Genomic DNA, 11,659 nt, shown 5'->3' on the forward strand with positions numbered 1-11,659 from the left:
GTTATTTCGACTCCTTCTCTTTATAGATTTCATACTGTTCTTTTAGATTAGATGGCATTTCGCCTTTATACATATTTTCCATTAATTCTGTTACTTTTTGTTTTGGAGCAGCATCTGCTTTTTTGATTGCTTCTTTAATTTCTTCTTTTGCTCGCTCAATAACTGCTTCTTCTTTTTTCTCATCCCATATACCTTTTGCTTCTAGGTATTTACGGAAGCGAACTAGAGGATCTTTTTGAGCCCATTCATTATCTGTATCAGAAGTACGGTAACGAGTTGGGTCATCCCCAGCCATTGTATGAGGACCATAACGGTAACACATTGTTTCAATTAATGTTGGGCCTTCACCATTAACCGCGCGCTCACGAGCATCACGAGTTGCTACATAAACTGCAAGCGCATCCATTCCATCTACTAAAATACTTGGTAATCCTGCTGCTACACCTTTTTGTGCAATTGTTTTAGCAGCTGTTTGCAATTCACGAGGTGTTGAGATTGCATATTGGTTATTTTGTACGATGAAGATTGCTGGAGATTTAAATGCACCTGCAAAGTTAATGCCTTCATAGAAGTCTCCCTGAGAAGAACCACCGTCACCAGTATAAGTTACTGCAACAGCTTTTTTCCCGCGTTTTTTAATACCAAGTGCTACCCCAGCAGCTTGAATATATTGTGCTCCAATAATAATTTGTGGAGCTAAAACGTTTACACCTTCAGGAACCTGATTCCCCATGAAGTGACCACGTGAGAATAAAAATGCTTTTTCAAGAGGTAAGCCATGCCATACAATTTGAGGTACATCACGGTAACCTGGTAAAATCCAATCTTCTTGTTCTAATGCAAAGTGAGAAGCAAGTTGTGAAGCTTCTTGACCAGCAGTCGGTGCATAGAAGCCTAAACGTCCTTGACGATTTAATGAGATTGAACGTTGATCTAAAATACGTGTGTAAACCATACGTGTCATTAACTCAACTAGTTCCTCATCTGATAATTTCGGATCTGCCTCTTTATTTATAATTTCGCCTTCTTCATTCAAAATTTGAAACATTTCAAACTTATCTTCGATTTCAGTTAGCGTTTGTTTAGCATCAAAAATATTATTGTTTTTCTTGCTCATTTGTCACATCTCCCTTTCAGCTGTATTAAAATAAATCACCTTTTTAACTAGTACAACTTATTCTTGACACTCAGTATACTGAATAAAATACTGTCGGTCAATCATCTATTACTGCTATATACAAAGATTTTTTCTAGAATAACAATCAAACACAACTGTCCTATACTGTATTACTAATATTCAAATTCTGTATTACAACACCTTACTCACACCATACAACTCTTACGTTTTCCAACAGGTTTTCCCCTAGTAGAATACCCCATTCTCGAAAATCTAATAGCATTAGAAAAATTTTTTGAGTATATTCAAATAAGGACTTTTTTCATGGGATTGTACGAAAACGTGATGTATACTTATTAGTAAGCACTACAAAGTTGAAAGGAAGATTACTATTATGATTTTAATGGATGATATTATCCGCGAAGGTCATCCGACTTTACGCACAAAAGCAGAGGAAGTTAAATTCCCTTTAACTGAAGAAACAAGAAAGCTTGCTGAGGATATGCTTCAATATTTAATCAACAGCCAAGATCCTGAAATGGCAGAAAAATATAATTTGCGTAGTGGCATTGGTTTGGCTGCCAATCAGGTAAATAGCTTACAGCGTATGTTTGCTCTTCATTTAAAAGATGAGGCTGGTGAACAATTAAGCTTTGTAGCCATAAATCCAAAGATCGTTAGCCATTCTGTTGAAAACACATACCTATCAGCAGGAGAAGGATGTCTTTCTGTTGACCGTAATATCCCTGGGTATGTACCTCGCCATGCACGCATCACAGTAAAATTTAAAACAATTGATGGTGAAGAGAAAAAAATGCGCCTTAAGGGCTTGCCAGCTATTGCCTTTCAGCATGAATTAGATCATCTAAATGGCATTATGTTTTATGACCGTATTAATGAAAAGAATCCATTTGCGGAAATACCAGATTCAATCCCATATGAGCGCGACTAAAAACAACCTCGGCAGTTTTTTACTTCTGCCGAGGTTAATTATTATTTACATTCTAATTGTCTATCCATATTTAACCGAGCATTGATCGTTTCAATTAATGCTGGCAACTCCGCCATTGTTTCAATTGTATAATGAGCGCCAGATTCTTCAAAAACACATTTTGTTTTCTCTATGATTTGTTGCTGTTCTTCTGAAGACAGGGCATTGAATTCTTCTTCGGATAGTCCCATTTCTGAGCTTCCAATAATAACGCCAACAGCCCAAACACCTGCATTCAAGGCTTCCTTTATATCTGATGTTGTATCGCCAACCTTCACAACTTGCTTCGTCGCTTGCGAACCTAATACCTCCATATTTTTAAAAATCATATATGGATATGGTCGCCCTTTATCACCAACCTGTGTTGGTGTTACAAGAAAATCAGGTTGATAGCCCTTGTCAGCAGCATGCTTTGTCACTACTTCCATCATTGCATCTGTATAGCCAGTTGTAGAGCCTATTCGAATACCTGCATCTCTTAATTGCTGTACTGTTGTTTTCACGTGCTGGATAGGATCTGTATAGGTCGCCAAAGACTCCATTAATTTTGTTTCAAAATGATTATAAAATACATGTACATCCTTTTCAGTAAAGGATTGTCCATGTACACGATGCCATGCTGCTTTAATTCTTGGCATTTCTAGCATGGTGCGTATATGATCAATTTTCAGCATCCCCATTGGTTTACGAGCCTCTTCCAGTGTAACTATTACACCAGCATCTTCAAAAATTGTTAAAAAAACATTAACAGGAGCAAAACAACCAAAGTCAACTGCAGTGCCTGCCCAGTCCAAAATAACCGTCTCAATTTTCATTGTTTTTCACCACCATATAATTTTCAATGATTTCACATAATGCAAGAATATCTTCCTCATGAATATCACCAATATTGCCAATACGGAATGTATCGACATCCGTCAGCTTACCTGGATAGATAACGAAACCTGCATTTTTTATTTCCTGATAAAAATGCTCAAAAGAAAACTCTTTATACGGGAATAAAAATGTTGTGATAATTGGTGATTGAAGCTCCTCCGAAATATACGCTTTAAATCCCAGCACCGACAAGCGAGAGCGAAGTAGTTGATTATTATACGCATAGCGTTTGTAGCGGGCATGAATTCCGCCTTCTTCATTCAACTCTTCAAGCGCCTTCGCAAAAGCTGCCACTACATGTGTAGGCGATGTGAAACGCCATTTCCCATCTTGCTTCATTACTTCCCACTGACTATGCAAATCTAATGCAACACTTCGAGCTTGTCCCTTACATTTTTCCAGTGCTCTTGTATTCGCGATAACAAAACCAAAGCCTGGGACACCCTGAATACATTTATTGGCACTACTAATACAAAAATCAATATGCAAGCTTGATAAATCCATTGGTACGCCTCCAAAGCTACTCATGGCATCCACAATAAACGTTTTGTTGAACGAATGAACAACTTCCCCAATTTCTTTAATAGGATTTAAAATACCAGTAGTCGTCTCACAATGTACGAGAGCTACATGAGTAATACTCCTATCTCTTTTAAGGAAGGATTGAACTTCTAACAAGGAGGGCTGTTCATCATAAGGAGCACTATAAACAACATGCTGTAACTTTAAGGCTTTGGCCATTTCAACAATTCTTTCACCATAAGCACCATTTGTTAGTATCAGCACCTTATCATTTTCACCAATTGCTGTTGTTAGTACAGACTCTACTACAAAGCTTCCACTTCCTTGCATTAGTACCGTAGTGTAATCAGCTTCATCAACTTTTGCTAATTTTAAGAGTTGCTTACGAATCACTTGTGTCACATTTTTATAATCGTCATCCCATGTACAACGATCTTTTAACATTTCTCGTTTCACTGCTTCAGTTGTTGTCAATGGACCTGGCGTCAATAATTTATAGTTACTCATCTGCTATAACTCCTTATCGCTGTGCTTCTTTAAAGAAGGCTTGGTGTTTTTCTAATAAATCTACGGTTAAGGTAGTATCCCATTTTTTCAAATAGGTAGGAACGTGCTCGTCCTTTACTTGTTCTCCTTCATATAGAGCTACAGGATATTGCTCTAGAAGACCATCACGAGCCTCTGTTGCAATTACCTTTGCAATTTCTTTTGCTAATGCTTCCTCACCTTCTTTATCTACAACAGCTACAGATTCCGTTAAAGTGAAATTTCCTTCTGTCGGGTCAATATAATCAATCGGTAACCCTTCGTTTTTGGCATCAATAGCTTGGATACGTAAACCAAAGCCTGTAGCAACTTCTCCTGTTTTCACCTTTTTAATAGGGCCAGAGCCTGAACTTTCAATATGTGGTCCTGCATTTTTAATTAACTCGGCTAGAACTTTTTCCCCTTCCTCTTCACCATATTCCTTTATAATAGCTTGTACTAGAAGCCACCCAGTTGAGGAGTCCATAATGTTTGGGAATGACACTAAATCCTTATAGGCAGGGTCCGTCAAATCTTTAATGGATTTCGGAATAGATAGCCCCTTTTGTTGTAATACCTCTGTATTAATAAAGATAGAGCCTATATTGCCTAAAATCGGTAATGCATACGTAACACTCCCATCAAGAGGCTTTAAGTCTGAAGAAATATCCACAAACATAGATTTTGAGGTTTGTGCACTTTCTATAAAATAAGAAGCCATTGTTACAACATCTGCTTCAATATCTGTCCCTTCCGCCATCATTTTGCCACCTAACTCAGAAGTACCAAACGACTGGATTAAATACTTACCTTTATAGCCTTTATCATCTAATGTAGTTTCCATCACTTCAATAGCTTCATCATCAGCATTTGAATAAATGATGACTTGCTCTTTGGAATCTGCTGCTACTCCTCCACATGCAGCTAAAACGACTGCTGCTGCACTTACTGTCCCTAACATCATGCCTGTTGACTTCTTCATTTTGTAATCTCCTCCGTTTTTTCTTTATGTGCTGCTATATAATCACAACCTAATTTCACAATGAGGTTTGTACATAAAATGAATATCGATAAAACAAAAATATCGGTGTACTTTGCGAAATGCTGTAGCTCTTTTATCCTTGTCGATACAAGCATTGTCTTTGTGCTGACAAGAAAAATAACACCGCTGACTGTAACCATCGCATTTAAAAAATAGTAGCTAAACATTTGATAAATCGTTGGCCTAATATTCGGTAAAATAATTCGTATCACGGTTTTTAACCACGAATCCTTTAACAGCTCAGCTGTCACTTCCCACGTAGGATCCATTTTTTGCAATGAATTTTTCGCCATTAAATAAGGTGTCGTAAAAAAATGCACGATATTACATGCGATAATGATAAGAAAAGTACCCTTTAAAGAACTTCCATTAAAGAAAAATAAGTAGGATAATCCAAGTACCATACCTGGAACTGTATTTGTCATCATAGAAGTTACATCTAAGCTTTTTCTTCCCTTTAATGGTGTCCTTGTATTAAGAAGCGCCGACATAAATGTTATGCCCACACCTAATATTGCTGTTAGAACCGCTACGATGAGAGAATTGATGTAAACCTTTGTTAAATCTTTCTCTGCGAGTACATTTTGAACATGCTCTAATGTAAAGCTGAAATCGTACGGATAGCCTTTGGTAAAAGGCACGATAAACATGGTTGAAAAAATAATACATACAGCTGTTACACAGAGAATTGAATAAATTGTAAATAGCGCGTCTCGTAAACGATGCTTTACAAGTTCACTTTGCCCAACCTGTTTATATTGAAAATTAAAGCGCTCTAAAATCGTTAGCATGACAACACCTAATACAGCAGGTACTAGCATTAACACAGAAATGACTGCTCCACGTTCAAAATGCACAATGGAACCTAACATAGCTTGGTAGAGTTCAGTAGCTATTACCCTGTAATTGCCACCAACCGATGCAGGGATTCCAAAGTCTGTGAAGCTTAAAACAAATGTTAAAATAAATGCCCCGCCAATTGACCCAACCATAGGACGGTATACGGTATGATAAAAACGACGCATTGGCTGATCATGCATTAATATTGAAACAAGTAAAAAACGTTTATCGATATATTGCATGGAGTTTTGCATTAATATAAAAGCAACTGGTAATGTGTATAAGACGTAACCGATCACCAAGCCGTTATACCCATAGATTGTAAAAAGAGGCTGCCCCACTAGTTTTGTTAGAATTCCTTGATTCCCAAATGTATAAATCAATACAAAGCCATAGGTGATGGTTGGCAGTAGCATCGGCAAGGTAATTCCAATTTGAACTAGCTTTTTTGTATGGCGATGCATCGTAGTAAAATGAACAGCATAGGCCAACCAAAAGGCTAAAATGGTTGTAATCACTGATGCTACAAAAGAAACTTTAAAACTATTCGTAAAAGCTTCACGAATTTCGATATTCCGTAAAGCTTCTATATAATTTTGAGTGGTAACGACATTGCCTATTTTGAATGACTGCCAAAACATATAAAGCAATGGCACAATTAAAAAGAATAGAAAAAATAGTAGAATCGGTAGAAAAATTAATTTCATTATTTTATTCGTTTTAAGCATATGTTTCTCCAAACAATTGATAGATGTTATGTCGCTTAATATGAAGCTGCCTTAAGATAAAATCTTCTACAAATTGATTTTTTGGCGCTGTAACAATTTCATGAGGTGTGCCAAATTGAGCAACTGTACCTTCATTAATAATGATGACTTTATCCGATAAGGTAAGGGCTTCTTCCGGATCATGTGTCACGATAATCGTCGTCAAATTAAATTCACGGGCGATGGATTTAATACGTTCCTTTATAGATTCCTTTATAACGCCATCTAGTGCACTTAGTGGTTCGTCTAATAATAGAATTTTAGGTTGCATCACGAGTGTTCTTGCAATGGAAACGCGTTGTTTTTGCCCACCAGACAATTCATGAATCTTCTTATGCAAATGAGGAGCTAGCTCTAAAAAATCAATGTATTCTTGTATCTCCTCTTTGGACATTTTCACATTTTTATTTTTTAATCCATAAATGATATTGTCGTATGCATTTAAATGAGGAAATAACGCAAAATCCTGAAACACTATATTAAATCCTCTTTCTTGCATTGATTGCTTGGAAATATCTTGTCCATTGTAGACAAGCTGACCAGCAGTTGGATCTACAAGTCCTAAAATGATATTAAGCAAAGTAGTTTTACCGCAGCCACTCGGCCCTAGCAAAGAAATAATCTCACCTGATTCGACGGTTACATTGATATCTACTAAAACTTTTTTATTTTTATAGCTTTTTGAGATATTTTTTAGCTCTAACAAATTGGGTCACCTCACTCAGTTCTTAGCTTCAGTATAGAGACTATTTGTAAAGGAAAATGCTTATTTGTGTAAATGTTGAGTAAATTCTGACCAACTGTTGACAAAGTTATGGTTATTTTGAGTAAATATCTAGTAGAGGTGATGAAATGTATATGATAGAAAGGCAACACCAAATTTTGCAGTTTATACGTCAACATAAGGTAGTAAAATTAGTAACACTTACAAAAGAGTTTAACGTTTCAATGGAAACGATCCGTCGTGATGTCCAACAGTTGATGCAAGACAAAAAAATTGAAAAATTTTATGGGGGCGTTAAATATATTGAGCCAGTAGAAGGACTAATTGATCACCGACTTCACGAACAGTTAACAGAGAAAATCGCCATTGCCAAAGCATGTGCTTCGCTCGTTCAAGATGGGGAATGTATTTTCATTGATAGTGGAACAACCACCTATCAAATGACACCATTTTTATTGGACAAGGAAAAACTAACAGTGGTGACAAATTCACTACCTGTAGCATTTGATCTAATCGGCTCTAACATTGAGGTTATACTGCTTGGGGGTAAAGTACGCCATTCTGAAAAATCAGTGACATCAAATGAATTTTTATTTCGCTTCGAGCATCTTAATATCAATAAAGCTTTTATTTGCGCTAGTGGCGTTTCAATTGAAAAAGGCATATCTGATTTTAGCTTGGATGAAGCGATTACTAGAAAGCAAATTATTTCCATCTCTCAAAAAGTCTACGTAGCTACAGATTCCTCAAAATTTAATAAAGATGTAGCGATTCAAGTTTGTCCAGTGGATGACGTAGATGTCATTATCACAGATGACGCACTATCCAAAAAGACGATTCAACATTTTTCGGAAAAAGGTGTTCAAATAAAAACCGTCAATATGGCATAGACCATTAATCAATAAAAAACAACTAGTTGTAAATTTCACAACTAGTTGTTTTTCATTTTTAAATAATGGATAGCTTACGCATTATTTTAGAGAGACCATCCTCGTCTACATGGTCTGCAATATGATGAGCAACTGCCTTCACTCGCTCATGGCCATTTCCCATAGCAACACTTGTCCCAACTGCCTGTAGCATCTCAATATCATTTATGCCATCGCCAAAAGCAAAGGTATCTTGTAAAGTGATGCCCATTTTTTCAAGCACCTTTTCAATACCAGCAGCCTTCGAACCTCCCTTTGGCAAAATATCACAAGAATAACGATGCCAACGTACAAATTGAACATTTGGGAATGTTTCATTATATAAAGGTTCATCTTTTTCTTCCATAAAAATAAGTGTTTGATATACATTGTTCTGCATATAATAAGATGAGTCTAATTCTGGATACGGATATTTAAGAGTATCTAAGCTTTCAGCTACCATACGATGATCGCCAACTGAGGCAATCATCCGTTTATCATCTAAAAACACTACCGGTTCGTTACGCGCCTCACCAAAGGCAATAATTTTAGCTAGTTCATCTTTCGCAATCCCATTTGTATAGACAACCTCACCTTTATAGACAACATATTGGCCATTGAAGGTAACATACGTATCGATCTCTAATTCTTCTAGCAATGACTCAATCATAAATGGTGCTCGACCAGTAGCAATTGCCAATTCATAACCATTACGTCGTGCTGTCAAAAGTGCCTCTTTTGCAGATGAAGGTAACTTTTTTTCACTGTTATAGAGAGTACCATCGACATCAAAAAATAAAATTTTGTTCATTCTATTAACCCTTTCCATAAATATTATCCTTTCAAGCTAAATGACTTTACATAGACAATAATTTTAATTATAATGATCCTAAGGAGTGATGTGCCATGCTGAAGAAACTCAAACGAAAATTATTGAAGCAACTTCGCGGCGTACTCGGAAAAAAATCAATTGCCTAACATTTGCCCTTCATTATTTGAAGGGCTTTTCTTTATTTTAGAGGAAGTGCGTGATAATATAAAGGAAATGCATTTATTTGGCTATACGCAACCACTGTCTCACTACTTCCTATACAATTTTATAACATAGTGCACATCTGAAGCATTGAGATACAAGTATTACAAACGTACATTTCTTCAATAAAAGAAATTCGTTGTTTTCTTGTAGCACGTGTGTGGTAGTAGTCAAAGGTGCAAGAAAATTGTACGCAATTAAAGGAGAGCAAACTATGATTTACAAAGTTTATTATCAAGAAAATGCAAATGAGATTCCAGTTCGCGAAAATACTAAAAGTCTATACCTAGAAGCTACTTCAGAACGTGAAGTACGTGAAAAGCTAAAAGACCGAAACTATAACATCGAGTTCATTCAACTGCTTGAGGGTAACTACTTAGAGTACGAACAAGCAAGCCCGAACTTCGTCTTGGAGGAAATTTAACAAACATGAAGTTTGTTAAAAATGACCAAGCAGCTGTTTTCGCGCTCGGCGGACTGGGCGAAATCGGCAAAAACACTTATGGCGTTCAATTTCAAGATGAAATTATCTTAATTGACGCCGGTATAAAATTTCCAGAAGACGACTTACTCGGCATTGACTATGTTATTCCTGATTACACGTACTTAGTACGTAATGTCGATAAAATCAAAGGACTGTTTATTACCCATGGGCATGAGGATCATATTGGTGGTATTCCATACCTTTTACGTCAAGTAAATATCCCTGTCTATGGCGGTAAGCTTGCACTTGGCTTATTACGTAATAAATTAGAAGAACATGGCTTGCTACGTACAACAAAACTCATTGAAATTAAAGAAGAGGATGTTATTAAATTCAGAAAAACATCTGTTAGCTTCTTTAGAACAACACATAGTATTCCTGATGCTTATGGAATTGTTGTTAAAACACCACCTGGTAATATCGTTCACACAGGTGACTTTAAATTTGACTTTACACCAGTGGGTGAACCAGCCAACCTAACAAAGATGGCTGAAATCGGACGTGATGGCGTGCTTTGCTTACTATCTGATAGTACTAACGCTGAAAAGCCTAATTTCACAATGTCAGAGCGCACAGTTGGAAAAAGTATCGACGAGATTTTCCGTAAGGTGGATAGCCGTATTATTTTTGCTACCTTTGCATCAAATATTCACCGTTTACAGCAAGCCACAGACGCAGCCGTAAAATACGGAAGAAAGATTGCTGTCTTTGGTCGCTCAATGGACAATGCTATTACGATTGGTCGTGAGCTAGGTTACATTACTGCTCCAAAGGATACATTTATTGATGCTCAAAGCATCAATCGACTTCCTGCAAACGAAGTGATGATTTTATGTACAGGCTCTCAAGGTGAACCAATGGCTGCCTTGTCACGTATTGCCAACGGGACACATCGTCAGATTCAAATACAGCCTGGCGATACAGTTATCTTTTCTTCTTCACCAGTACCAGGTAATACCGTGAGTGTTAATAAAATCATTAATTTATTGTTCCGTGCAGGTGCAGAAGTCATTCATGGTGCATTAAACAACATTCATACATCTGGTCACGGATCTCAAGAAGAACAAAAACTGATGCTTCGTTTAATGAAGCCTAAGTTCTTTATGCCTATCCATGGTGAATTCCGTATGTTAAAAATGCATACACATTTAGCTGAAGATTGCGATGTTCCACTAGACAATACATTTGTTATGGAAAATGGTGATGTTCTAGCACTAAGTGCCAATGAAGCACATGTAGCTGGGCGTATTCCTTCAGGAGATGTTTACATTGATGGCAATGGTATTGGCGATATCGGTAATATCGTGTTACGTGATCGCCGTATTCTTTCTGAAGAAGGTTTAGTGATTGTAGTTGTAAGTGTTGATATGGAAAACCAAAAAATTGTTTCTGGCCCTGACATCATCTCACGTGGATTTGTCTATATGCGTGAATCAGGTACGATGATCAACGAGGCACAAAAAATGCTAAACCGTCATCTGAATGAAACAATTCAAAGCAAAACTCCTCAATGGACAGAATTGAAAAATGAAATTACAGACGTATTGGGACCTTATCTATTCGAAAAAACAAAACGTCGTCCAATGATCTTACCGATTATTATGGAGGTTTAACCTCGTAAAAAGAAACTATGTAAAATTTACATAGTTTCTTCAGACTGTAGACAAACTCAATGAATTTTGAGTTTGCCTACAGTCTTTTTTCTTTTACAATAAAGTAAAGCCGTTGATTTCCACTACGGGCGGACGCTTTCCGCGGGCGGGGTCGAGCTGCTTCCCTCGCTTCGCTCAGTCCAGGATCTCGACTTTCCCGCTTTTCCCGCAGGAGTCG

The 11,659-nt window shown here is 37.0% G+C and carries 11 protein-coding genes; 4 read left to right on the forward strand and 7 right to left on the reverse strand.

Going from position 1 to position 11,659, the window contains the following annotated elements; genetic code table 11:
* Position 1: 1 nt before the first annotated feature.
* Positions 2-1,117: a pyruvate dehydrogenase (acetyl-transferring) E1 component subunit alpha gene (gene pdhA / locus ACMGGO_RS18475; RefSeq protein ID WP_004224731.1), complete on the reverse strand. Its 1,116-nt coding sequence runs from the start codon at positions 1,115-1,117 to the stop codon at positions 2-4.
* 394 nt (positions 1,118-1,511) lie between these two features.
* Between pdhA and def the strand changes: the two genes are divergently transcribed.
* Positions 1,512-2,069, forward strand: a complete 558-nt coding sequence (def, locus tag ACMGGO_RS18480; RefSeq protein ID WP_048391947.1) for a peptide deformylase — start codon at positions 1,512-1,514, stop codon at positions 2,067-2,069.
* 41 nt (positions 2,070-2,110) lie between these two features.
* Here the strand turns inward: def and phnX are convergent, their stop codons facing one another.
* From phnX to ACMGGO_RS18505, 5 genes are read right to left on the reverse strand one after another with little or no spacing between them, the layout of a single operon-like run.
* Entirely contained in the window at positions 2,111-2,923 is an 813-nt protein-coding gene (gene phnX / locus ACMGGO_RS18485) for a phosphonoacetaldehyde hydrolase (RefSeq protein WP_374806182.1), read from the reverse strand.
* Positions 2,913-4,013, reverse strand: coding sequence for a 2-aminoethylphosphonate--pyruvate transaminase (gene phnW, locus ACMGGO_RS18490; protein ID WP_279494065.1), 1,101 nt, complete (start codon positions 4,011-4,013; stop codon positions 2,913-2,915). Before phnW ends, phnX begins: the two co-directional genes overlap by 11 nt.
* A 13-nt stretch (positions 4,014-4,026) precedes the next feature.
* Entirely contained in the window at positions 4,027-5,013 is a 987-nt protein-coding gene (locus tag ACMGGO_RS18495) for an extracellular solute-binding protein (RefSeq protein WP_279494064.1), read from the reverse strand.
* Complete coding sequence (locus ACMGGO_RS18500) at positions 5,010-6,641, reverse strand: ABC transporter permease subunit (protein WP_279494063.1); 1,632 nt, start codon at positions 6,639-6,641, stop codon at positions 5,010-5,012. Before ACMGGO_RS18500 ends, ACMGGO_RS18495 begins: the two co-directional genes overlap by 4 nt.
* Positions 6,634-7,386, reverse strand: coding sequence for an ABC transporter ATP-binding protein (locus ACMGGO_RS18505; protein ID WP_048391952.1), 753 nt, complete (start codon positions 7,384-7,386; stop codon positions 6,634-6,636). The genes ACMGGO_RS18500 and ACMGGO_RS18505 overlap by 8 nt, the downstream gene beginning before the upstream one ends.
* Positions 7,387-7,538: 152 nt before the next feature.
* On the opposite strand from ACMGGO_RS18505, the gene ACMGGO_RS18510 reads away from it, so the two are divergent.
* Positions 7,539-8,294, forward strand: coding sequence for a DeoR/GlpR family DNA-binding transcription regulator (locus ACMGGO_RS18510; protein ID WP_053075690.1), 756 nt, complete (start codon positions 7,539-7,541; stop codon positions 8,292-8,294).
* Positions 8,295-8,352: 58 nt separating this feature from the next.
* Here ACMGGO_RS18510 and ACMGGO_RS18515 read toward each other — a convergent pair whose 3' ends face one another.
* The gene (locus ACMGGO_RS18515) at positions 8,353-9,123 is read right to left on the reverse strand and encodes a Cof-type HAD-IIB family hydrolase (RefSeq protein ID WP_279494061.1); all 771 of its coding nucleotides are present in this window, start codon (positions 9,121-9,123) and stop codon (positions 8,353-8,355) included.
* A 436-nt stretch (positions 9,124-9,559) separates the two neighbouring features.
* Here ACMGGO_RS18515 and ACMGGO_RS18520 point away from each other — a divergent pair, with 436 nt between their 5' ends.
* Together ACMGGO_RS18520 and rnjA are read left to right on the forward strand one after the other, a co-directional pair.
* Positions 9,560-9,769, forward strand: coding sequence for a DNA-dependent RNA polymerase subunit epsilon (locus tag ACMGGO_RS18520; protein ID WP_004224712.1), 210 nt, complete (start codon positions 9,560-9,562; stop codon positions 9,767-9,769).
* Positions 9,770-9,774: 5 nt separating this feature from the next.
* The gene (gene rnjA, locus ACMGGO_RS18525) at positions 9,775-11,442 is read left to right on the forward strand and encodes a ribonuclease J1 (protein WP_004224711.1); all 1,668 of its coding nucleotides are present in this window, start codon (positions 9,775-9,777) and stop codon (positions 11,440-11,442) included.
* Positions 11,443-11,659: the final 217 nt, after the last annotated feature.

The sequence above is a fragment of the Lysinibacillus sp. BNK-21 genome (genome assembly GCF_048684915.1).
Lineage (GTDB): Bacteria > Bacillota > Bacilli > Bacillales_A > Planococcaceae > Lysinibacillus > Lysinibacillus capsici.